Origin of the sequence: Bacillus sp. AY18-3 (genome assembly GCF_008042305.1) — a bacterium.
Classification (GTDB): domain Bacteria; phylum Bacillota; class Bacilli; order Bacillales; family Bacillaceae_G; genus Bacillus_A; species Bacillus_A wiedmannii.
Window position 1 is genome coordinate 151,599 of record NZ_QKQR01000004.1, and the last position, 23,653, is coordinate 175,251.

Below are 23,653 nucleotides of genomic sequence, written 5' to 3' on the forward strand. Positions count from 1 at the left end.
TAGATAGAGAAGAGTTATACAATAGGAGAGGAATTTTACTTGAAAAAAACTATAGTATGCGCAGTGATTGTGGGTATTTTCGTTTTGCTAATATCGGGTAATTTTTTAGTGAAAAAAGTGTGGAGTTCAAATAATGATGATGCACAGTATATCGCATCCTTTATTGAAGAACATAAAGATGAAAAAAATAGTGCGCTTCTCGTGAAGAGAAATGATAAAGTTGTTTATTCTGTAAATCCAAATGTTGTATTGCCAGTTGCTAGTACGATGAAGTTAATTGTGGCGCTTGAATATACGAAACAAGTTACGGAAGGGAAAATTGATCCGTCTAGTTTCGTTTCCATTAATGATATAAATCGTTATTATGTGCCGAATACAGATGGCGGTGCACAAGATAGATGGCAAAGGTATTTGCAAAAGACAGACAAGATAACAGAAGGGGCAGTTTCTTTAGAAGAAGTGGCAAAAGGAATGGTTAAGTTTAGTTCGAATGCGAATGCTGAATATTTGATGGAAGTGTTAGGATTAGATAATATTAATCGTAATTTACAAAGTTTATCGCTTCCAGCACATCAGCCGCTATTTCCGATTGTTTCATCTTTATACATCCCTGGATATTTGCATAAAGAATTACATGTTCCGAAATATAAAATAGAGAAAAAGTTAAAAGAGATGTCTCAAGAGCAATATCGTGAATATGCGATGATTATACATGAACGCTTAAAGAAGAAGGGACCATTATTACAGAAGGAAATTCCTCTTTATTTAGAGGAACGTTACGATAAAATTTGGTCAGATCGATTACCAGCAGCTTCTGCAAACGATTATATGGTACTGCTTCAAAAGGCAAATCATAAAGGTGGCCTAACAGAGGCCGAAGAAAAAGTGTGGGCGAATATCGTTGAAACAGATATGAGTGCTAAAAAATATCGTAAAACATTTAGACATGCAGGGCAAAAAAATGGCTATACGCCATGGACAGTTACAAAAGCAGTTTATGCGATGGATAAACGCGGGAATTGTACAGAAATAGTGTTTTTAGCAAATAATTTAAATGAGGACGACAGTGCAGAAATACGGAAACATTTAGCGAACTTACATTTCCAAGTGCTGCAAAGTGATAAGTATGATGCGACTTTTATTAAGTAAACTCGGTGCAGAGAGCACCGAGTTTATTTTTATCCCGCTTTAATGGGCAGTTGATCCCCACCTCAAAATTCAGCGAAAGCAAAGAAGTTAGGTGGGGGATCAACTGCCCCTAAAAGTCCGATTGGTTCAACTAATAATCATTGGGGGATGAAGAAAACCCCCAATGATTAAAGTTTCACTTTATGTACAAGCACTTTTTTCCTATCTCTGGGTATGATGGGTAGTAATACTTAGGTGAGAGGGGAAAAGGTGATGAAACAAAGTAAAGAAGAGTTTATAAAGAGTGAAGGCGCTGATTTCCCTGGAAAAACATATGTAGATTGCGTATTACAACATGTATTTCATTTTCAGCGAAATTACTTATTGAAAGATATGTTTCAAGTGCATAAAGCGCATATCACGATGCTGACTGAAGAAAATTTAATGAAAAAGGAAGAAGCTAAAGTTATACTACACGCATTAAAAAAGGTAGAGGGAATTCCAGAAGAGCAATTGCTCTATACAGAGCGGCATGAAGATCTCTTTTTTTTAGTGGAACATTTAATTTCTCAAGAAGCGAAATGCGATTTTGTAAGTAATATGCATATTGGTAGAAGTAGAAATGATATGGGTGTAACGATGTATCGCATGAGTTTAAGACGATATGTATTACGATTAATGGAACATCATTTATTATTGCAAGAAAGTATATTACAACTTGCCGATGATCATAAGGAAACGATTATGCCAGCTTATACACATACACAACCAGCACAGCCCACAACATTTGGTCATTATACGTTAGCGATTTATGATACGATGCAAAGAGATTTAGAACGAATGAAACGAACGTACAAACTTTTGAACCAATCTCCAATGGGAGCTGCCGCTCTTTCTACAACAAGTTTCCCAATTAAACGAGAGCGAGTTGCCAATTTACTTGGGTTTACAAATGTAATTGAGAACTCATATGATGCTGTTGCTGGAGCGGATTATTTATTAGAAGTTAGCTCGTTACTTATGGTAATTATGACGAATACGAGTAGATGGATCCATGATTTCTTACTATTAGCGACGAAAGAATATGATGGCATTACTGTCGCAAAGCCATATGTACAAATAAGTAGCATTATGCCGCAAAAGCGAAATCCAGTTTCCATTGAACACGCCCGTGCGATTACGAGTAGTGCTTTAGGAGAAGCATTTACAGTATTTCAAATGATTCATAATACTCCATTTGGTGATATTGTCGATACGGAAGATGACCTGCAGCCGTATTTATATAAAGGGATTGAAAAGACCATTCGTGTTTTTTGTATTATGAATGCAGTTATTCGAACGATGAAAGTAGAAGAAGAAACGTTGAAGAGTCGTTCTTATAAACATGCAATTACGATAACTGATTTCGCAGATGTTTTAACAAAAAACTATAGCATTCCATTTCGGCATGCGCATCATGCAGCGAGTGTTATTGCGAATATGTTATTGGAGCAAAAAAAAGAGCTGCATGAATTACATGTAAAAGATGTAAATATATACTTACAAGAAAAATTTAAAATACATTTATTAGAAAAAGAGTGGGAAGAAATTGTATCACCAGAAGCTTTTATACAAAAAAGAAATGTATACGGTGGACCGAGTAAAAAAGAAATGGAGCGCATGATTAACAATCGAAAAGAATCATTTCAAAAAGAAGAAGAGGTATTTGAAAAGGAAAAACAGAGAATTTTACAAGCGGAAAATGATTTAAATACGTTAGTTTCGAATATTATTGAATCGTAAAAGAGGAATTTAATGAATTAATCGCCAATACTTAATGAAACTATAAATAGAGAGAAGAGATTGTCGATGATTCAATTACATGTATATGAAGAGATTCTTACTTTTAAAAAAGAGGTTACACCATTTTTAGAAAAGAATGAGCAGGAAAATAATCTCATATTAGGTGTATTACAAATGGTTCAACAACCGATATTTATGGGAGTAGCAAAACAAAGAGAAGAAATTAAAGTTGTATTTCTTCAAACAGAAGAGAAGAAACAAATCATTGTTGCTACGTCTGAAATGATGGAAGAGGAAATTGTGGAACTTGCAAAAAGATTAGCAGAAGTATATCCAAATGTTCCTGGATTGATTGGTAATAAGAAAATGGTACAGAGATTAGCGGAAGAGATTGCAGTGTTAGAAAATAAGAAAACTACTGTTGCAATGGAGCAAGGTATATATGAATTAAAACAAGTGAAGAAAAAGTGGAACGGAGATGGAGTATTTCGAGAAGTAAGTAGTGATGAGCTACCATTAATAGAACAGTGGATATATCAATTTTGCGAAGATGTGAATTTGCCTACTACGAAAGAAGAAGCGACCCAAACCGCTCATACATTAATTACGAACCGTCGTCTATTTGGTTTAGAAGTAGATGGGAAGCTTGTATCTGTAGCTGCAAAAACGAGACCGACTACAAACAATATAACAGTTAATTTCGTATATACGCCGAAAGAAGAACGGAAAAAAGGATATGCATCTAGTTGTGTCGGTGCACTTAGTCAACGTATGTTAGATGAAGGGTATAAGACGACTACGTTATATACTGATCTAGCGAATCCTACGTCTAATAAAATTTATCAAGAAATTGGTTATGAACAAATTGCGGAGTCTATACTTATATTTTTAGAGAAATAAAATGAAAAGGCACGCTATTAGAGCATGCCTTTTTGTTATTCATCAATTCGAATGACTTCACCTTGCGGGAAATTCTCAGTTTCTAGTAAGTTACGAATTGCTTTCGCAACGTATTCAGGTGACAATAGTTTTCCTTCTTCTTTTAGTGCGATGAAGCGGTCTAAATTTATGAAATCTTCTTTATTTGTTTCACGAATTTGTGCTTGCATACTTGTGTCAACAACACCAGGTGCAAAAGAGACGATTTTTACTGGAAATTCTTTTTCTACTTCTTCGGTTGCTACGCACTGTGTAAACATATTTACACCAGCTTTCGTCGTGCAATAAGCACCCCATCCGAAATAAGGATTTTTCCCTGCACCAGATGAAATGTTTATAACACGTTTATCTACTTTCCAGTCTTTCGTATGTTTCATGAAAGTGGAGGTAAGAATCATCGGTGCAAGTAAATTAATTTGAACGTTCGTAATGAGCAGTTCACTTTCAGCTTTTTCTATTGGTTTCATCGGTGCGAGTGTACCAGCATTATTAATTAAATGAATAGATGATACAGTGTCTTTTTGAATAGATGAAATGATTTCGTTAAAGTTCGTTTCTAAATTATGTACATCTTGAAGATCTAAGGAGTGGAAAACACAATTGCTGTTATATTGCTGTGCAAGTTTCGTAAGTTCTTTATTTTCTCTTCTAGAAATAGAGATGATACTTGTGTTTTCTTCTAACAATTGCGCGGCAATTGCCTCACCTAAACCTTGTGAAGTTCCTGTTACGATAACATAGCGCATAGTGTAGTAAGCTCCTCTCGTATGTGCGGAATTTTGTTGGACAAAGTACATTGCATAGTTTGTCTACATTTTATAGTATAGAGCACTTTTTACTATAATTGAAATGAGATGATTGTGTGCCTTTTATAAATCGTTTTACAACAACAGTACCTGGTGCCGTCACGTTCACTGGGAATACGTTAGGGCTTAGCCCTACATCGCCTGCGCCAGGTAATATTTTTGGTACACTTGCTGTGTTTACGACAGTAAATACAGCGTTGCAAGTACCAGGATTCCCAGCAGGGACAACAGATGAATGGCAGTTGAATTCTTCAAGTGCAATTTTAAATCTTCCAGCGGGAAGTAGTGTGTTATATGCAGAATTAGTTTGGGCTGGTACTTTCCGGACTGATACGGAAGATGTTTTACCGTTTTTAAATGATAATATTACATTTACAACACCGGCTGGGACTTTTTCTGTTACGCCAGATCCTGCTACTGCGCAGCAAGGTTCAGTAGGGAATCAGTTTTATTATGCGCGCTCTGCCAATGTAACGAATCTTGTTAGTGCAGGCGGGGCAGGAACTTATACTACAGGTGCAGTGCCAGCTGCAAGAACTTCATTTGATCCAACTATTAGTCGTTCGGCTGGTTGGACACTTGAGGTTGTGTATCAAAATGCAAGTTTGCCACTTCGGAATTTATCAGTTTATGCAGGTCAAGAAATTATCGATGCTTCATCACCACCAGTGGATGCTACTATTTCAGGATTTGCTACTCCAGCCACAGGAGCTGTAACAGGACGGGTGCTCGTAACTGCTCAAGAAGGTGATTCTAACATTGTTGGAGATCAACTTCGTTTTGGACCAAATGCAAATACTACAGTTGCATTATCCGGCCCGAGAAACCCCGCAAATAATTTTTTTCAGTCACAAATTTGTAACGATATTGGAGAGTTAGATACAACTGGAACGTTTGGAGATTTGAATCAGCCTTTAGGGATAGCTTTAGCCGTCCGAAGACAAGGGTGGGATATTACAAATGTAAATGCCTCTGCATCATTAGTAAATAATCAAACGTCAGCAACGGTTCGATTCGTTACTAATGGAGATGGATATGCTGCAGCTGGTTTTGGGGTTCAAATTGATGCAACGGGGCCAATTATTAATCCTGTTAAATCGGTCAATAGAACAGTTGCAGGAGTTGGAGATATTCTTACCTACACAATTACAGTTCCTAATACAGGTACGGGAAGTGCAGAAAATGTTATATTACAAGATAGTATTCCGAACGGAACGACGTTTGTTACAGGTAGTGTAACGGTAGGTGGAGTAACACAGCCGAATGCGAACCCTGCTAATGGAATTAATTTAGGCACAATCCCAACTAACGCGCAAAGAGTTGTTACATTTCAAGTGCGAATAACATCGTTTCCGAACCCAAATCCTATTCCGAATCGCGCAATGGTGTCATATCAATTCCGTCCTTTCGTCGGTAGTCCACCAATTACAAGTATGTCTTCTTCAAATTCAGTACAAACGACAGTGAATCAAGCAACTATAAGTATGCAAAAATCTGTAGATTTACAGACAGCAACCCTTAATGATGTATTAACATACACAGTTAATGTGACGAATAATGGAAATGTCACTGCAAATAATGTTGTTTTTGTTGATAGTATCCCTGGTGGCACAACATTTGTTCCAAATAGTGTTACGGTAAATGGGGTAGCACGTCCAGGAGCAAATCCAGCAAGTAGTATTAATCTAGGAAGTATTAATGCTTCGCAAACGACGGTAGTGCGTTTTCAAGTTCGAGTAACATCTAATCCGCTTGTAAATCCAATTCCAAATCGTGCGAGTGTAACATTTAACTTTACTCCAGTACCTGGTCAACAACCAATTTCAGGACAGGCGACAAGTAACACTGTATTTACTACAATTAATGTAGCTGATATAAGAACGAGAAAAGCAGTGGATAGAGCTTTTGCGACAGTGAATGACGTTCTTACGTACACTATTACAATTGAGAATGCCGGAAATGTACTTGCGACAAATGTTATTTTTCAAGATCCAATTCCAATTGGAACAACTTTTATCGCAAATAGTGTGACTGTAGATGGGGTTTCACAACCAGGAGCAAATCCTTCGACTGGGTTTGCGGTAGCAAATATTTCTCCAGGTGGAAGTAGGACAGTGCGTTTTCAAGTCCGAGTGACATCTACTCCATCAGGAGGTACGATTGCGAATCGTGGAAATGTATCTGCTAATTTCGTCGTTATTCCGAATCAACCACCAGTGACGATTAATAGACAAACGAATACAGTTGTGACACAAGTTAATACAGGCGGTTTAAATGTAATAAAAGAAGTGAATACAACGCAAGCGGCAGTAGGGGATACTTTAACATACACAATTGCCGTCCAAAATACAGGAAACGTTCCGTTAACAAATGTATTTTTCCAAGACACTATTTCTTCAGCGGTTTCTTTCGTTGCAAATTCTGTAACCGTTAATGGAGTATCGCAAAGTGGATTGAATCCGAATACAGGATTCTCTCTTCCGAATATTCCTGCGGCTCAAACAGTTGTAGTCACATTTGACGTATTAATTGTACAGGATCCAGAAAATGAAGATATTTTAAATCAAGCAAATGTAACAGCGAGTTTTCAAGTGAATCCGAGTGAACCACCAGTAACAATCAATGTTCAGAGTAACATTGTGAATACAACAGTACAATCAGGGAACTTTGAAGTTGTGAAATCAGTGAATACGAATGTTGCAACGGTAGGGGATGTTTTAGTATATACAATTGAAATCATAAATGCAGGTAGTGTACCAGCTACAAATGTATTTTTTCAAGATTCAATTCCACAAGGGACATTATTTATTGAAAACAGTGTAGTTGTTAATGGTGTTTTACAAGAAGGGGCAGATCCAGAACTTGGATTCTTATTAAATAATTTGCCTACTGGCGCGAGTGTAATTGTTACGTTTGAAGTATTAATTGATGAAATTCCTCAAGGAAATAATGTTGTAAATAATGCGAATGTAACTGGAGATTTTCTTGTAAATCCAACAGAGCCACCAATTACTGTAACGGTGCCAAGTAATACTGTTAATACAGTGGTGAATTCTTCAGGGCTAAATGTAATAAAAAGTGTAAGTGCTACTGAAGCAGGTGTAGGAGATACGCTAACGTATACAATTCGTATACAAAATAGTGGAACAGTAGCAGCGACAAATGTAGCATTCGTTGATCCAATTCCATCTGGAACAACATTTGTAGCAAATAGTGTAACGATAAATGGAACGCCTCAACCAGGTTTAAGCCCAATAATTGGATTTCCACTTGCTAACATTCCGGTAGGAGGGATGGTAACAGTTACTTTTCAAGTGACGATTACGAGTGTACCACCAAATAGAGTTCTTCCGAATAATGCGAATGTAACTGCTGATTTCCAAGTAAGTCCTCTCCAGCCACCAGTTACAATTGTAACGATTAGTAACATTGTTGTGACACGAGTGAATGTAGGATCACTTAATGTAATGAAGAGTGTAAATACACCACAAGCAGGAGTAGGAGATACGTTAACGTATACGATTCTTATTCAAAATACAGGAACTGTTCCTGCAACGAATATTATTTTTCAAGATCCAATTCCGTCTGGTACTGCGTTTGTAGCAAATAGTGTGACGATAAATGGAGTTGTTCAGCAAGGCGCGAATCCTATGGTAGGTTTCCCAGTACCAAATATTCCGGTCGGACAAACATCTACGATTACGTTTCAAGTTACAGTGACGAGTGTTCCGAGCGGTGGAAATATAAGAAACCAATCGAACGTTACTGCAAGTTTTCTTATAAATCCAGCAAACCCTCCAATAACGACTGTTACGAATAGTAATTTCGTTGTGACGCAAGTAAACACTGCTCGATTAAATATACAAAAATCTTCGTCTGTACAACAAGCTGCACTTGGAGAGACTTACACGTATTCTGTAGTCATTCGAAATAACGGCACAGTAACAGCAACGAATGTTTCCTTCATTGATTCAATTGCTCCAGAAACAACATTTGTAGCAAATAGCGTAACGATAAATGGAACGCCTCAACCTGGATTTGATCCAAATATAGGTTTTACGCTTCCTAATATTGCTGCTGGAACATCATTGACTGTAACGTTCCAAGTAACAGTAGTTGCGCCATCCACGCGCGGAGCCGTATTAAACACGGCATCTGCTACAGCCACTTTTTTATTAAATCCTTTACAGCCTCCTGTAACAACGACAAATTCAAGTAATACGACAGTAGTTACGATACCGTTACCTCCTCCTGGTGAAGTAACAGCAACAAAAACAGTTGATGTTGCTGCTGGAGCGGTTGGGGATGTATTAACGTATACTGTGCTAATTTCAAACGTAGGAATTATACCAGTTACAGATGTGTTCTTTCAAGATGTCATACCAGAAGGAACGATATTTGTAGCAAATAGTGTAACGATAGGTGGGGCGCAGCAACTTGGCTTAAATCCAGAAACAGGATTTCCAGTTAGTCCGTTATTAAATGCAGGTGCAAATATTGCTGTGACGTTCCAAGTGACGATTACGGAGATTCCAGATAATGAAGTCATATTAAATGATGCAGATGTTACATTTACTTCACAACCAAATCCGCAGGAACCACCAATTACGGAAACGATATTAACGAATTTAGTCGTTACGACAATTAATATAGCGTCTATATTTCCATTAAAACTAGTTGATAAAGAGGTAGCGACGGTTGGAGAAATATTAACGTATGATGTATTAATCTTTAATTTCGGTACAGTGGCAGCAACGAATGTTAAATTTATAGATACAACTTCCGCCGGTGTAGCATTTGTACCGGGAAGTGTGAGCATAAATGGGGTGCCGGCACCAGGATTAGATCCTTTCATTGGCTTTACAGTTCCAGATATCCCTGTAGATGATTTTGTACTTGTCACATATCAGGAAGTGGTTACGAGCATACCTGAGGGGGGGACGATTGTTAACTTTGTAGACGTTACAGCTACATTTGCTGTAAGTGAAACAGAGCCGCCTATTACAGAAACAACGACAAGTAATACGACATTAACAGAAATTAATGAACCTGGTTTAAATGTTTTAAAATCAGTGAGTCAGCCGGTTGTTGCAGTAGGTGATACAATCACATATACAACAGTAGTTCAAAATACAGGTACAGTGGTAGCGACAAATGTTCAATATAGTGATGTATTACCGTCCTCGATCACATTTATACCAGATAGTGTAACGATAGATGGTGTGCTACAACCTGGATTCAATCCTAATAATGGATTCCCGCTTCCAGATATAAGCCCAGGTGAAAGTGTAGAAGTTACGTTCCAAGTAACAGTTGTCAGTGTTCCATCAAACGGAACAATTGCTAATACTGCAAATATTACGGGAAGCTTTATATTAGTACCAGGAGAACCACCAGTTGTAGTAAACCAACCGAGCAATACAACACTTACAACTGTAAATAGAGGACGATTTAATGTTATTAAACAAGTAAATAGGGCTGCTACTCTCGTTGGAGATGTATTAACGTATACAGTTCAAATAACGAATACAGGAACAGTAACAGCTAATGATGTTCAGTTTATTGATACGATTTCAGCAGGAGCGTCATTTGTACCAAGTAGTGTAACGATAAATGGAGCCCCGCAACCAAACTTAAATCCGATTACTGGCTTTGGAGTTGGAGATATACCAGTTGGAGAAACAGTTATCGTGACGTTTCAAGCGACAGTTACAAACATCCCGTCAGCAGGAACCATTACGAACGTTGCAAATATAACAGGAAGCTTTACTTTAGTACCAGGAGAGCCGCCGGTTGTAGTAACTGAACTGAGTAATACGACAATAACAAGGGTAAATAGAGGGAGATTTAATGTTATAAAAACCGTAAATAAGCAAGCAACACGATTAGGGGATACGTTAACTTATAGTGTGCAAGTTACAAATACGGGAACGGTATTAGCGACGAATGTTCAGTTTATCGATGTTCCGTCACCTAGTTTAGAATTCATTCCTGGAAGTGTACAAATAAATGGAATTTCGCAAGTAGGTTTAGATCCATTTGTAGGCTTTTCATTACCAGATCTTGCAGTAGGGGACAGTATATTAATTACATTTGAAGTAAATGTAATCGCAATTCCGCCTTCTAGTAGCATTATGAATACAGCGAGAGTAACTGGTGATTTCGAATTGATTCCAGGAGAACCACCGTTTACAATTACGAACTCAAGTAATACGACAGTCACACCAGTAAATCGAGGTAGTTTAGATATGCTGAAAGAAGTAGATCATCCGATTGTTGGAGTGGGAGAAACGGTAACGTATACTGTTCGTATATTAAATACTGGTACGGCTGATGCGATGAATGTTCAATTTATAGACGTGTTATCTCAGGAAGCTGAGTTTGTTCCAAATAGTGTAACGATAAATGGAGTTCCGCAACCAGGGTTAAATCCACAGGCTGGATTTACGATACCAGACATCCCAGTGGGTGAGACGGCACTTGTAACATATGAAGCTAAAATTACAAGTTTTCCAGATGGTGGTACAGTAGTAAACGTTGCTGGGGCGTTAGCAGAGTATATTTTAGTACCAGGAGAGCCACCGGTTACAGTAATGGACACGAGTAATACAGTTATTGTAACGGTAAATACTGCAATTTTATTTGTTGCAAAAGGAGCAAACTTTGAAGTAGCGATGGTAGGAGATGTTGTCACTTACGGAATTGCTGTTATAAATGATAGTACAGTTCCTGTGACGAATATTGTTTTAACGGATATCATTGATTCGAATACGCTATTTATAAATGGCACGGTAACGGTCAATGATGTACCTTTTCCATTTGCCAACCCGAATACTGGTATTCCGTTAGGTGATTTTCAGCCAAATGATGCAGCTATTATTAATTTCCAAGTTGTAATAACAGGAGGGCAAATAAATAACTTAGTTACAAATACAGCGACAGCGAGTGGGCTTGCAATTGTGAATCCTAATGAACCTCCTGCAGTAGTTGAAGGCGATAGTAACACAGTTGTTATCCCGTTTATTCCTCAGAATGTTTCAACGACTGTTGTAAAAGTGGCAGACCATCAAACAGCAACAATAGGAGATGTTATTACGTTTATGACAGTTATTACAAATACGGGGGATACTGTCATACAAAATATTCGTTTTCAAGATATGTTAGATAGTAGTGTTCGATTTGTTCTTGGAAGTGTAAAGGTTGATAATACGCTAGTGCCAAATGTAAATCCAGTATCAGGATTTCTTATAGGAAGTTTAAATCCAGGTGAAGCACGCACAGTCTCGTTCCAAGTAGTAGTTCAGAGCGCGCCAAGTGGTTCAGGAAATTATATAAATCAAGTGAGTATTCGCTTCGAACATCAAGTAGGTACAGTGTTACCGCCTGTTACGCAAATAATAGAAAGTAATATTGTGGTCATACCGTTCGTCCCAACGATCGAACAAATTTGTGAAACAAACTTTAATTGCTTAGATAAAATTCCATTTCAATGTTCTCCGTGTAATCATTTGCACGAACATAAAAAATAAAACAAAAAAGAGCATCCTGAAAGAATAGGATGCTCTTTTTGTATTAATCACATAGATTCATTTTCGGGTGAGGTAAAAAACTCGTTGATTTTGTTGGAAAGTAGAAATGGAATGGCTCCTTTTATAACAGAAATATCCCAATCCCACCATGCGAGATTTTCTAGCTTGTCAATCGTTTCTTGCGGGAAACGATATCGAACAAATTTTGCAGGATTACCAGCTACAATTGCATATGGAGGTACGTCTTTTGTAACAACACTCTTTGCCCCAATAATGGCTCCGTTACCAATTGTAACACCAGATAAAATGCAGGATTGATAACCAATCCATACATCGTTGCCGACTACGATGTCACCTTTTGAAGAAGGATGACCAGTAATATGTGCTCCTTCATTAAAAAATGCATTAAATGGGTATGTTGTTATCCAGTCTGCGCGATGTTCACCGCCAAGTATAAAAACGACTTCTTCTCCTAATGAACAAAACTTACCTATTTTTAATTTTGTTTCATCATTCCAAGAAAAAATGGTTGGACCTACTTTACTATAAGTATAATCACCAATATCATATTTATTATATTCAGGTTTTTGATTTAAAAATAACATAACAAATTTAGCATCCTCTCTAAAGCAAGTAATGGATATGGAACATTATATGCAACTTAGAATAAGTCGAACTGTGTTGTATGAATTGGTAATGCACAAAAATAGTAGTAGGCGCAATGCATAAAAAGGAGTGGAATGAATGGTATACGAAATGGGATTATATAATAAACCTTTTCAATCAATTCAATTAGGAAAAAAAGTATATGAAGTACGTTTATACGATGCAAAACGTCAACTTATAAAACAAGGCGATCATATTGTATTTACGAACCTTACGACAGAGGAAATGATGACTGTAAAAGTAGCGGAAATAAAACGATACGAAAGCTTTAAAGCGATGTACGAACAAATTGATAAAAAATTATTGGATTGTGAAAATGATAGTTTAGAGGAAATGCTAGAAAGTACATACAAAATATATACGAAAGAACAAGAAAAAAAGTGGGGAACAGTTGCGATTCGTATTGAGGTAATAAGATGATAAGAAAACGCGGTGGGGCTATCATTGTGCAGGAGGGGAAAATTGCTCTTATAAAACGTATTCGAGAAGGGGAAACATATTATGTTTTTCCAGGCGGAGGAATTGAAGACGGAGAAACAGCTGAAGAAGCAACGAAGCGAGAAATTTATGAAGAATTAGGGGTACATATAAAAGTGGAGCATCTGATTGCAAAGGTGGAGTATAAAGGTACGGAGTATTATTTTAATGCCCATATTGTAGGTGGAGTTTTCGGAAGTGGTAAAGCTGAAGAATTCAAACTGAAAGATAGAGGGAGTTATATTCCGTTGTGGTTGCCGATACACGAGTTGGAAAAAGTGAATATAAAACCGTATGAAGTGGTCGGAAGTATATTCAATCATTATAAAAAGTAAGGTCTGACAACATACAAAAAAAACCATTGACATAGTCTTCTGATTTAAGTATTGTATTCGAGTATGTTTATAATCAGGAGGTTTATATGAGCAATCAAACAACTACACATCATGTGAAAATGACAACAGCAGATCCATCTGGAATTGGTCTATTTGGATTAGCGATGGTAACACTTGTAGCATCATCTCAAAAGTTAGGCTTAACAGATGGCGTTTCACTTGTATTACCGTGGGCAATCTTTTTAGGAGGATTTGCACAAATCTTTGCGTGCATTCACGATGCAAAGCATAACAATACGTTCGGTACAACAGCATTCGGTGCATACGGCCTATTTTGGTTAGGTGTTGGAATGACTTGGTTAATTCAACTTGGAGTATTTGGCGAAAAATTAGCACAAGCTGCAGATTCAAAACAGCTGGGTGTAGCCTTTATTGGATATTTGATTTTCACAATCTTTATGACAATTGGTGCAATGGAAACACATAAAGTATTATTTATGATTTTCGTCCTTATTGATTTCTTATTTATTGGTCTTTCATTAAGCACTTTAGGTGTTATGCCACATGCAATGCATAATTTAGCAGCGTATTCTGAACTATGTATTTCATTATTATCTTTCTATGGTTCAGCAGCAGCAGTGTTAAATACACACTTCGGTAAAGTTGTATTACCAGTTGGAAAGCCGTTTGGTATTTTTAAAAAGTAATAAAAAAGCACAGGTGATTGTATAGTCATCTGTGCTTTTTTATATGGAATAAATAAAAATGAAAAATATAATTGAAATTGATTCTCATTATTAATATAATGAGAATGAGAATCATTTATTGTAAGAGGGGGATGCCGAAGTGGCAAAAATTTTAATAGCTTATGCAAGTATGTCAGGAAATACAGAGAGTATTGCTGATTTAATAAAAGTTAGTTTAGATGCTTTTGATCATGAAGTAGTATTGCAAGAAATGGAAGGCATGGATGCTGAAGAGTTATTAGCCTATGATGGAATCATTTTAGGATCTTATACGTGGGGCGATGGTGAATTACCGTTTGAGGCGGAAGATTTCCATGAGGACTTAGAAAATATAGATTTATCAGGAAAGAAAGTAGCGGTATTCGGATCAGGTGATACGGCGTATGAACTATTTTGTGAAGCGGTAACGATATTTGAAGAAAGACTTGTAGAACGCGGTGCAGAGCTTGTACAAGAAGGATTGAAAATCGAACTAGCTCCAGAAGATGAAGAGGATGTTGAAAAATGCAGTAATTTTGCAATTGCATTTGCTGAGAAGTTCTAAGAATGGGAGTGTCAACGTGGAGACAATGTTAAGTGCGACCGCTATTACAAAGTTAAGAGATGGAAAACTTATGTTAGCTACTACATATAATGGCTTATTTATTGAACGAGACGGAGAATGGAAACAAATATTAAAAGGTTTTCAAAAACGAATTAGGGATTTACATAGCGAAGATAATGTAGTGTATGGTGTAGGTGACGAAGGGATTTTTATTCGTAGTATGAATGGTGGAGAGAACTGGACGGTTCAGCGTTTTCCAACAAAAGCAACGAGTTGGAATGTGTGTAGTAATGTACAAGGAACAGTCATTGCTCATGGAGATAAAACGTTGTATCGTTCTAATGATTTTGGTTCGACATGGGAAACCATTCATCCATTTCTTGAGTATGGTGGCGGGGCACCATCTATTCGATCGTTATTTTTATATAAACATTACTTATTTATCGGTACGAAAATACATGCTAAATATGGTGGGGTTTGGCTCTTTAATTTGGAGACACGTAAATTAAAGAGGATTAAAATCGTGATGAATCAGATGATCTCAGCGTTGACTGTACACAATTCTTATATAGTAGCAGCGAGTGGATCGTGCAAGGGGATTAGCGGGAATATTTCTTTTTGTAAAATAGATGAAAGTATTGAGAGTGAAAAAACATATTGGCACACATGTCAAAGTGAGCAGAAAGCAAGTAGCTATTTAGCCTTGAGTGTAGATCAACATGTGCTATATACAACGTCAACGCAAAATAAGGCGGGGATTAGTACGGTTTGTCGTGTACTTTTAGAAGAAGGACTTGTTACAGTATGTGACTCAGTTAAAGGGCATGGCTGGCGCATCGTTAACCAAAAAGAGGGTTATGTTGTAGCTGGATCAGGTGAATCAAAAGCGATGCAGTGGAAGAAAAAAATTATATAGCAAAAAAAACTTTACTTTTATTATATTGATATGATATAGTTACTTTAAACCATTTTACTTTTAATAATATAGAGATTTAAATGAGCTGTAACTTCCGAGGAGGATAGCAATGTTAAATCTCCTCTGGGGTTGCAGTTTTTTAATGTTTGAAGTATTATTGTAAAGTGGTTGAAAATGAATATGTACATATAGGTACATTGTAGGAGGATTTTTTAAATGCAAAACGGTAAAGTAAAATGGTTTAACGCAGAAAAAGGTTTCGGTTTCATCGAAGTTGAAGGCGGAGAAGACGTATTCGTTCATTTCTCAGCTATCCAAGGCGACGGCTTCAAATCTTTAGAAGAAGGTCAAGAAGTTACTTTCGAAGTAGAACAAGGTAACCGTGGACCTCAAGCTACAAACGTTAACAAGAAGTAATTACGGAAAAAAGAAGGGCTTGCCCTTCTTTTTTTTGCATTTTTATTGAATAATCTCCTATGTACATATAATAATGAGATTAAATTTTCGTTTATTAGACGAAGTATTTCATGCATAAAGTGTATGAATGAATAAATAAATACTGAAAATAGAGTATGTGTGTGAAAAGGAATTTAGAAAGAGGTAAATAAATTGGAAAACGCTACACATTTTATTGTGTTCGATATAGAGAGAAATTTCAGGCCGTATAAATCAGAAGATCCGTCAGAGATAGTTGATATCGGAGCTGTAAAAATAGAAGCAAGTACAATGAAGGTAATTGGAGAATTTTCGGAGTTAGTAAAGCCGAGTGCACGACTCACTCGTCATACGACAAAATTAACGGGAATTACAAAGAAAGATTTAATTGGTATGGAGAAATTCCCGCAAATTATAGAGAAATTTATTCAATTTATCGGAGAAGACTCTGTATTTGTTTCATGGGGAAGAGAAGATTATCGTTTTTTATCTCATGATTGTACGTTACACGGTGTAGAATGCCCATGTATGGAAAAAGAGAGCAAATTTGATTTGCAGAAGTTTGTTTTCCAAGCGTATGAAGAGTTATTTGAGCATACACCAAGTTTACAATTTGCAGTAGAACAGCTCGGTTTAACGTGGGAAGGGAAGCAGCACCGAGCTTTAGCGGATGCTGAGAATACAGCGAATATACTTCTTAAAGTATATAGCGAGAGAGACATTCGTAAACGGTACAAAAGACATGGTGAGCTGGAACTTGTAGAGAACGGAAAACTAACAGAAAAAGCGAAAAAAAAGATGCGAAAATGGGTATTTAAAGAAATGAGAAAAAATACAGAGCGTCCTTTCGTTTGGAGTGCATTTGAAAATAGTGACACGTGGGAAAGTATAACAGAAAGATATTATATAAGTGAAGCTACAATAGAACTTCTGAAAAAGCATTTTCCTACGGCGGTGAGAAAAGCGGAAAGGCAGATTAGGTATTTGGCTGAGATGGAGGAGAATGTAGAGGTTAAATGACATTCTCCTCTATTTCTAGCTACATAAATTTAAATTCATTGTATTAAATAGCAATTAATTTGTTGCTGTAATTGAGCAGTCATTATTGCTTTGAAATTTAGGGCGTGAGTTAGAATGTTAATCTGTTGAGGAATAGTTAATTTTTCAAATCCTTTTGCATGTGCAAAGAAATGTTGGAGGAATTTTTTCTTCTCTTCAGTTAATCTCTTATGATTTCCTATTGGAAGACCTGCGCATTTATATAAAAATTGTTTAGTATTACTTTTTAACTTTAAATCATTAATCCAATTCATAGTTTTTTCAGTGGTATGGCTGTTTATGTAGTTTTTTGGAACGGTTACTTTATAATTGTAATCGCGTAAATCGTTTTTAGTAAAACCTGTCTGTTTTAAAATTTGTAATAGAGGGAAATGATTTTCCTCAAGTTTATTTAAAATAAATTGTCTATTGGTTTTATTAGAATCGCCTTTGTTATGAAGTCTACGAAGTATTTTGAGGTATTGTGAAGGTTTATCTGTGAAATCTTCAATAATACAGGGTATTTGTCTTATGTGTTGATTATTAGCTATAAAGTTATAACAATCGTATTTCCCCACTAAAATGTATTCATCTTTTTGAGGATGTTTTTCAACTGGTAATAGTAGATCAAATGGATCGAGATATTCAATAGTATTGGTCATTTTTTTTGAATAATTTTTTGTGACGTGTGAAATATACAATGGATTTATTTTTTCAATGGAGATCATGCTGATTTTAGTTAAAGAATGAGGAAGATAGTCTATAATCATCTGTATTTCCCTCCTTAAATCAAGTATATAAAACTAAAAAGTTGTCTTATGATAGTAATAGAAAAGTACGTGAATAATGTGAAAAATCCTACCTCTTATAAGAGGTAGGATTTTTCACATTATTCTATTCAATTTCTCCTGATCCGTAGCTATACTGTTGCTTATTCTCAATCCGCTCAATCACATCTTGCAATTCATCTGGCTTCAGAAATTCAATCGGAGAGAAGCCTTTCTCAAACGTAAGTGTATCAGCTTCAATCATTAATACGTATCGGTCATTTACCTTTGCGATATGTATTTGATCCCCGAAATCAGCAAGCAGGGCCTTTACGGAGATGTGGTCTGCTTTTAGCTTTAATTCCACTTCAGGAGCGTGCTCGACGATTTGAGCGGTAGCTTCCATTACTTCTTCGGTTGAAAATTGTTCCATAATTTCGCGTTTCGGACTGGCAGCCCATACTTCCATTGCTTGGTCGAATTGTTCGCGTTCTTCCGTACCTTCTTCAAATACATCTTCAATTTGGTCGTATACCATGTCCATTACTTGTGTTTTCATAATTTCAGGCATAGAGCGTTCGTACTCGACGAATTTTAAGAAGTCCTCAAAATAACGGGCGTGAGATGCTTGGTGAATTTTTAGTTCGCCTACTTCGACCATACCTTCTTCAGGCATGTACGGATATTGGATAGATTTCATGTTTTTTGTTGTGATGGCCATTTCAACGTTACGAATCAGTGTGGATTCATCTGAAATAGAAGCGACTTTCGGTTCGAAGTCACATTTCATAACGAAAACGAATGGATCATCAAAGTATTTGCGTAGTTTTGCTTGCGCAATTAAAAATACACCACCGCGTACAGCGCTTGTGTCCAGATATGTATAAACGAGAGGTTCACTCATATCTTTGAAGTTTTCTTTTGTTTCCGCAAAGCGAATGCGATTAAAGAGGTTGTAATGGGGGTTTGAATCAAGTTCGTGCCCTTCTTCTACAATGAAGCGACCGATCTTTGTCGGAGCTTGTTCTGTTTTCGCATGACGTTCTACTTTTCGCTTTGAAATTTTTAATAATTCACCATTTAAAAATTCTTTTAAGGAGCTATCTTCATACTCTTCAGCGTCTAACGTTTGAAAATGTTTGTAGCGTTTATCAACAGCTTCACCTTTTCCTTCTACTTGTACAACATAAAAGGAAAGATAATTTATTTCAAAATCCATATTTATCACCTTGTTTCATTTCATTAACTCTTATCAGTATAGAGATGGAAAAAACTTTCGTCAATTTATATAAAGGAAGGGGGAGCCCCTTCCTTTATATATTTTTTACTTTCGAAATTAAAATCCGTCTTCTAATGCTGAAAATGGAATGTTTAGTCTGTTTTCTATTGTACGTAAACGCTGGTTTAATCGGTTTAATCTACGTGTATGACGCTCAACCGTGTTTTCTAATTGACGTACTCTTTGTTCAAGCTCATTTACTCGTCTTTCTAGTTGACGGTTTCCAGTACCAGGAAAAGAGATGGGAAGTTGGAATTGTCGATTTTGATCATATGGATTAACTTGTTCTGCTGGATCTATATATTGTTGGTATTGTGCTTGTAAATCATATTGAGGTTGATAACCATTTTGGTTATATGGATCGTATGGATTGTAGGGGTACATAAAAACATCCTCCATTTCTTTAAAATAGGTTAATTCACCATAATGTATGTGTAAAAGCGGAGTGTGGCACGGCAAATACCTATTTATGTTCACAAGGTGTTCCTTTATAAATAAGAATATGGAGTTTTACATTTGTATTTCTTTTGTTTTATGGTATATACTGGATAAAAAGGTGAGGTTACATAAAGGTTACAATTCTATCGGACTCCAACTTTTATATAAATATGTATAGACATTTAGAAAAGAAAAGAGTAATTTATATAGAGTAAAAAATAACTTGTAACATTTTATAAATATATTGTAAAATGATTGTAACAAAACATACATAAAAATGAAATAATACATAAAAGTAATATTGGGAAAAAGGGGAGAGTATATTGTTCCGTAAAGTAAAGGGTATATTAGTTGGGGTGTTATGTGTAGCTATAGTGAGTGGTTGTGGTGCAAAAGTAAGTGATGTTGCATTAGTAAGTGATATTGGTGGCCACACGGTAGAGGCTAAAGCAGAGGTACAGGATTCTATTAGTTTAGTAGATGGTCGTACTGGTACGGAAGTGAAAAAGCTAGATTTATCGAGTCTAGGTTATTTTGAAGACGAAGCAAAATTTAAAAAATCGGTAACGAAGGTTGCTAGCGAGGTTGGAAAAAGCGTTGACAAAAAGATGGTCCCTTCACGTGTAGCACCTGATGGAAGTTGGCAAGAAGGAAAACCTTCTTATGAATTAATGGAAAAAGAATTAGTAGATAAATTATTAAACGTTGGCATGTGGGATTCTTCATATCAATTACCTATTGTTGAGAAAAAGCCTATCGCAACATTAAGTGATGCGCAAGGAAGTGGTACGGTAATTGGTAGATATGAAACGAATTTAGGTGGCTCAGCAGGTGGCCGTATTGAGAATATTCGCTTGTCAGCAGCGAGCATAAATGGAGTTGTATTAGCAAAAGGAGACAGTTTCTCTTTCAATGCATTAATTGGTGATACAACGCCAGATAAAGGATATCAACTTGGAAAAGAAATTGTAGATGGTAAATTAGTAGATGGATACGGCGGTGGTGTTTGTCAAACATCATCAACATTATACAATGCAGCAGATCAAGCTGGTTTGAAAATGGTAGAGAGAACGACACATTCTAAAACGGTAGGTTATGTTCCACAAGGAAGAGATGCTACAATTGCATATCCATACTTAGACTTAGTGTTTGAAAATACGAATGATGCACCTGTGAAACTTTATATGGGCATTCAGGGTGGAAAGTTAGTTGCCGAAGTACATAAAATGAAATAAGAGTTACAGCATACTGTTTTTGTAAAGTCACCTTTTCTGAAAGTTAGAAGAGGTGACTTTTTTATTATGAAAATAAAAATGTGTGTAAATTCTGACTTTTCTTATTTACATAGGATGATTTTAGTTGTATCCTTCATAGTAACGGTTATATGAAATAGGAAAATATCGGGATAAGGAGATGGAGTAATTCATGGTACAAATTCATCCGAAAACACGTATTGGTCATGTTGAATTTAAAGTGCAAGATTTAGAGCGCCAAATTGCATTTTATGAGAATGTAGTGGGCTTAGAAGTAATTAAGCAAGAGGAGAATAAAGCATATTTATCAGGAAAAGGTGGAAAGAACACGTTACTTGTTCTTGAAAAATTAGAGGACGGGGTACTGCAAGAACCGCGTACGACTGGTATATATCATGTAGCCTTTTTAGTTCCGACTCGTGAGGCTTTTGCTTCGGCATTATTTGGTGTGATTCGTAATAAGAATGTAATTGATAGTCCGGCTGAGCAAGAAGGACGTTATACATATTCAAATGAAATTTTACCGATCTCAAGGTTTAATAGTGCAAGTGATCATACGTATAGCGAAGCGTTTTATTTACAAGATTTAGAGGGGAATGGCATAGAAATTTATGCAGACCGCCCGCGTGATCAATGGGGAGAAGGACCAGGAGGAAGTACGCCGCTAGATTTAAAAGAACTGGCAACGCTCGTTGATTATGAGGTTGATGGATTACCTGCTAATACTGTCGTTGGGCACGTACATTTACGAATAGCAGATGTAGAGAAGTCACACGAGTTTTATGTAGAGACAGTAGGATTTGAAGTACAACAGCGTGAAGATGACTGCTTATTCATTTCTGCAGGAGGATATCATCACCATATCGGTGCAAATACGTGGAACGGAGTAAATAATCCACACCCACCCGCACATGCAACTGGACTTAAAGTGTATACAATTGTATTACCACATAAAGAAGCGTTAGATGAAGTGAAAGAAAGATTAATAGAAAAACAACATAAAGTAAACGAAAGTACAAACGGATTTACAGTAGTAGATCCTAGTGGTATTACAGTGCAGTTTGAAATAGAGAAAGCATAAAAGAAGTCGGAAGGTGTATAATCACTTTCCGACTTCTTTTTGATACGTAATCCAAGTAGCACAAGGATTGAAAGGAAAAGATTTTAATATCTCCATTGCGTATATACTCGTTGAATCGAATTCACCTTGAATGAAAGAATAACCGTGTTTACTTGTATACATAGCTTGTTTGAAAACGAGAAGTTTCAGTAAGGATAAATTTTCTGTAGTGTGAGTCCCACACCATCCTAGTTCTACCGTATTATCCTTTTCTGATGTATGGAGGAAAGAGTACGCAATAATTTTATTCTCTTCATCTATCATTACAAAGCTCCCATCTAGTAACACATCATCAGTTAAGATCTGTTCTTTCCAAGTTTCGAGCGGGTATGAGGGAACGGGATTTGCTAAGTGAGTATCCTCATAATTCGTTTTTACTAAGTGAGCTAGCTTTTCAAAGGAGCTATTATTGGATAGGATGATTGATAAGCTTTGTACATCATAATTTGAATGAAGCTTTGTATCGATAGCTATGATTTTGCGTACTTCTAATATCGGCATATATGTTCTTCATAATAGGCTTTTAAATGAGCCGATGTTCCCCATATAGAGGTTTGTAATGGTAGTTTGAAGTTTTCTCGTTTTTGAATCTCGTTTAATAAAAATTGTTCAATGTGTACCTCTGAATAGAACGGATTTGTATACATTCGAAAGTATGTGCAGTATGGATGGAAGTTACTGTTCCACGTGAAAAAGACGCCTACTACATCTTTTTTATAGTAGGCAATATACGCACATTTTGTTTTATTATCTCGTAATAAGTTAAATAGATAAGAGTCTTCATTGTATAAATCAATAAGTTGTTTTACTTTTAGCTCATTACTTCTACTATATTTCTCTATAACAAGATTATTTTCATTGGATGACTTCTTCATAGCTCAATCCAAAATCTTCTTACTACATTTCCATCTTCCTCAATGAAATCATCATCACGAAGCCCGCCGTTATGTAAAATTGTTTTTTCTGAAGCTGTATTCACTTCGTCGCAAACGACAAGTGCTTTCGTAATGTTTAATTCCTTCGTTTTTTCTAGCGATAATTTTAATAACTTCGTAGCATAACCTTTTCTTCTTTCAGAAGGGCGAATGCCATAACCGATATGACCTCCAGCGTTAAATAAATGCTCGGTTAAACTATGACGTATATTAACAGCTCCTACAATTTTATTTTCATCTGTAACGAGCCAATACGTAGAGTCTGGTACCCAAGATTCAGGGAGGTTTATTCCGTTATGCGCATCGAGCAATTCTTGAATCATAGCCGGAAAGTTAGAAGGGTCCTTTGAAATAACCCACGGAATCATCGTTTCACCGCTATCTTTCCATTCGTTATAAAAATCTAAGTATTCTTCTTGTAAATCGATAGTAGGTGTAAGTAAAGAGACGTTCATCGTTAGTAAGCTCCTTTATTTATTTAGTATGTATAAAAAAATACAGTATAAAATGTAAGCGTTTT

19 protein-coding genes and 1 pseudogene are annotated in these 23,653 nt (G+C 36.4%); 13 read left to right on the forward strand and 7 right to left on the reverse strand.

Features of this window, described 5'->3' with window-relative positions; genetic code table 11:
* The first annotated feature begins 39 nt into the window (after positions 1 to 39).
* The 3 genes from DM800_RS03415 (at position 40) to DM800_RS03425 (ending at position 3,810) form a co-directional block, all read left to right on the forward strand.
* A complete protein-coding gene (locus DM800_RS03415) occupies positions 40 to 1,149 on the forward strand; it encodes a serine hydrolase (protein ID WP_087982182.1) in 1,110 nt (369 codons plus the stop codon).
* 252 nt (positions 1,150 to 1,401) lie between these two features.
* Entirely contained in the window at positions 1,402 to 2,910 is a 1,509-nt protein-coding gene (gene argH, locus DM800_RS03420) for an argininosuccinate lyase (protein WP_137035773.1), read from the forward strand.
* A 66-nt stretch (positions 2,911 to 2,976) separates the two neighbouring features.
* Positions 2,977 to 3,810 (forward strand): GNAT family N-acetyltransferase, encoded by an 834-nt coding sequence (locus tag DM800_RS03425; protein WP_046954603.1) that lies wholly within the window; start codon positions 2,977 to 2,979, stop codon positions 3,808 to 3,810.
* A 35-nt stretch (positions 3,811 to 3,845) separates the two neighbouring features.
* On the opposite strand, the gene DM800_RS03430 is transcribed toward DM800_RS03425, so the two are convergent.
* Entirely contained in the window at positions 3,846 to 4,595 is a 750-nt protein-coding gene (locus DM800_RS03430) for a (S)-benzoin forming benzil reductase (RefSeq protein WP_088122797.1), read from the reverse strand.
* 116 nt (positions 4,596 to 4,711) lie between these two features.
* On the opposite strand from DM800_RS03430, the gene DM800_RS03435 reads away from it, so the two are divergent.
* The gene (locus DM800_RS03435; RefSeq protein ID WP_147786405.1) at positions 4,712 to 12,184 is read left to right on the forward strand and encodes a DUF7507 domain-containing protein; all 7,473 of its coding nucleotides are present in this window, start codon (positions 4,712 to 4,714) and stop codon (positions 12,182 to 12,184) included.
* Positions 12,185 to 12,231: 47 nt separating this feature from the next.
* Here the strand turns inward: DM800_RS03435 and DM800_RS03440 are convergent, their stop codons facing one another.
* Positions 12,232 to 12,789 (reverse strand): CatB-related O-acetyltransferase, encoded by a 558-nt coding sequence (locus tag DM800_RS03440; RefSeq protein WP_000898179.1) that lies wholly within the window; start codon positions 12,787 to 12,789, stop codon positions 12,232 to 12,234.
* A gap of 139 nt (positions 12,790 to 12,928) precedes the next feature.
* Here DM800_RS03440 and DM800_RS03445 point away from each other — a divergent pair, with 139 nt between their 5' ends.
* The 7 genes from DM800_RS03445 (at position 12,929) to DM800_RS03475 (ending at position 17,323) form a co-directional block, all read left to right on the forward strand.
* Positions 12,929 to 13,270: an ASCH domain-containing protein gene (locus DM800_RS03445; RefSeq protein WP_147786406.1), complete on the forward strand. Its 342-nt coding sequence runs from the start codon at positions 12,929 to 12,931 to the stop codon at positions 13,268 to 13,270.
* The gene (locus DM800_RS03450) at positions 13,267 to 13,662 is read left to right on the forward strand and encodes an NUDIX hydrolase (protein WP_147786407.1); all 396 of its coding nucleotides are present in this window, start codon (positions 13,267 to 13,269) and stop codon (positions 13,660 to 13,662) included. Before DM800_RS03445 ends, DM800_RS03450 begins: the two co-directional genes overlap by 4 nt.
* An 86-nt stretch (positions 13,663 to 13,748) precedes the next feature.
* Positions 13,749 to 14,369 (forward strand): acetate uptake transporter, encoded by a 621-nt coding sequence (locus tag DM800_RS03455; protein WP_000070936.1) that lies wholly within the window; start codon positions 13,749 to 13,751, stop codon positions 14,367 to 14,369.
* 139 nt (positions 14,370 to 14,508) lie between these two features.
* Positions 14,509 to 14,952, forward strand: a complete 444-nt coding sequence (locus DM800_RS03460) for a flavodoxin (protein WP_001062763.1) — start codon at positions 14,509 to 14,511, stop codon at positions 14,950 to 14,952.
* Between the two features lie 16 nt (positions 14,953 to 14,968).
* On the forward strand, positions 14,969 to 15,868 hold the full coding sequence (locus DM800_RS03465; RefSeq protein ID WP_088064150.1) for a WD40/YVTN/BNR-like repeat-containing protein: 900 nt from the start codon (positions 14,969 to 14,971) through the stop codon (positions 15,866 to 15,868).
* A 216-nt stretch (positions 15,869 to 16,084) separates the two neighbouring features.
* Positions 16,085 to 16,285, forward strand: a complete 201-nt coding sequence (gene cspB / locus DM800_RS03470; protein WP_001179147.1) for a cold shock-like protein CspB — start codon at positions 16,085 to 16,087, stop codon at positions 16,283 to 16,285.
* Positions 16,286 to 16,477: 192 nt separating this feature from the next.
* On the forward strand, positions 16,478 to 17,323 hold the full coding sequence (locus DM800_RS03475) for an exonuclease (RefSeq protein WP_147786408.1): 846 nt from the start codon (positions 16,478 to 16,480) through the stop codon (positions 17,321 to 17,323).
* A 35-nt stretch (positions 17,324 to 17,358) separates the two neighbouring features.
* Here the strand turns inward: DM800_RS03475 and DM800_RS03480 are convergent, their stop codons facing one another.
* From DM800_RS03480 to DM800_RS03490, 3 genes are all read right to left on the reverse strand, one after another.
* Positions 17,359 to 18,111, reverse strand: a complete 753-nt coding sequence (locus tag DM800_RS03480) for a hypothetical protein (RefSeq protein ID WP_147786409.1) — start codon at positions 18,109 to 18,111, stop codon at positions 17,359 to 17,361.
* Positions 18,112 to 18,235: 124 nt separating this feature from the next.
* Positions 18,236 to 19,327 carry a DUF3900 domain-containing protein gene (locus DM800_RS03485; RefSeq protein WP_147786410.1) on the reverse strand — a complete coding sequence of 364 codons (1,092 nt, stop codon included), beginning with the start codon at positions 19,325 to 19,327 and terminating at the stop codon, positions 18,236 to 18,238.
* A 117-nt stretch (positions 19,328 to 19,444) separates the two neighbouring features.
* Complete coding sequence (locus tag DM800_RS03490) at positions 19,445 to 19,786, reverse strand: hypothetical protein (RefSeq protein WP_116480664.1); 342 nt, start codon at positions 19,784 to 19,786, stop codon at positions 19,445 to 19,447.
* A gap of 362 nt (positions 19,787 to 20,148) precedes the next feature.
* Here DM800_RS03490 and DM800_RS03495 point away from each other — a divergent pair, with 362 nt between their 5' ends.
* Both DM800_RS03495 and DM800_RS03500 read left to right on the forward strand, forming a co-directional pair.
* Positions 20,149 to 21,060 (forward strand): VanW family protein, encoded by a 912-nt coding sequence (locus DM800_RS03495; protein ID WP_000488977.1) that lies wholly within the window; start codon positions 20,149 to 20,151, stop codon positions 21,058 to 21,060.
* 190 nt (positions 21,061 to 21,250) lie between these two features.
* Positions 21,251 to 22,159, forward strand: a complete 909-nt coding sequence (locus DM800_RS03500) for a VOC family protein (RefSeq protein ID WP_060487871.1) — start codon at positions 21,251 to 21,253, stop codon at positions 22,157 to 22,159.
* A 21-nt stretch (positions 22,160 to 22,180) separates the two neighbouring features.
* On the opposite strand, the pseudogene DM800_RS03505 reads toward DM800_RS03500, so the two are convergent.
* Both DM800_RS03505 and DM800_RS03510 read right to left on the reverse strand, forming a co-directional pair.
* Positions 22,181 to 23,073 (reverse strand): annotated as a pseudogene (locus DM800_RS03505) (GNAT family acetyltransferase).
* Positions 23,070 to 23,588, reverse strand: a complete 519-nt coding sequence (locus DM800_RS03510; RefSeq protein ID WP_088122784.1) for a GNAT family N-acetyltransferase — start codon at positions 23,586 to 23,588, stop codon at positions 23,070 to 23,072. The pseudogene DM800_RS03505 and the gene DM800_RS03510 overlap by 4 nt, the downstream one beginning before the upstream one ends.
* Positions 23,589 to 23,653 lie beyond the last annotated feature (65 nt).

Excerpts from the sequence above, each read along its gene's own strand:
- argH (WP_137035773.1), top strand. The coding sequence starts at position 1,402 with ATGAAACAAAGTAAAGAAGAGTTTATAAAGAGTGAAGGCGCTGATTTC.
- DM800_RS03425 (WP_046954603.1), top strand. The coding sequence starts at position 2,977 with ATGATTCAATTACATGTATATGAAGAGATTCTTACTTTTAAAAAAGAG.
- DM800_RS03430 (WP_088122797.1), bottom strand. The coding sequence starts at position 4,595 with ATGCGCTATGTTATCGTAACAGGAACTTCACAAGGTTTAGGTGAGGCA.
- DM800_RS03440 (WP_000898179.1), bottom strand. The coding sequence starts at position 12,789 with ATGTTATTTTTAAATCAAAAACCTGAATATAATAAATATGATATTGGT.
- DM800_RS03445 (WP_147786406.1), top strand. The coding sequence starts at position 12,929 with ATGGTATACGAAATGGGATTATATAATAAACCTTTTCAATCAATTCAA.
- DM800_RS03450 (WP_147786407.1), top strand. The coding sequence starts at position 13,267 with ATGATAAGAAAACGCGGTGGGGCTATCATTGTGCAGGAGGGGAAAATT.
- DM800_RS03455 (WP_000070936.1), top strand. The coding sequence starts at position 13,749 with ATGAGCAATCAAACAACTACACATCATGTGAAAATGACAACAGCAGAT.
- cspB (WP_001179147.1), top strand. The coding sequence starts at position 16,085 with ATGCAAAACGGTAAAGTAAAATGGTTTAACGCAGAAAAAGGTTTCGGT.
- DM800_RS03480 (WP_147786409.1), bottom strand. The coding sequence starts at position 18,111 with ATGATTATAGACTATCTTCCTCATTCTTTAACTAAAATCAGCATGATC.
- DM800_RS03485 (WP_147786410.1), bottom strand. The coding sequence starts at position 19,327 with ATGGATTTTGAAATAAATTATCTTTCCTTTTATGTTGTACAAGTAGAA.
- DM800_RS03490 (WP_116480664.1), bottom strand. The coding sequence starts at position 19,786 with ATGGAGGATGTTTTTATGTACCCCTACAATCCATACGATCCATATAAC.
- DM800_RS03500 (WP_060487871.1), top strand. The coding sequence starts at position 21,251 with ATGGTACAAATTCATCCGAAAACACGTATTGGTCATGTTGAATTTAAA.
- DM800_RS03510 (WP_088122784.1), bottom strand. The coding sequence starts at position 23,588 with ATGAACGTCTCTTTACTTACACCTACTATCGATTTACAAGAAGAATAC.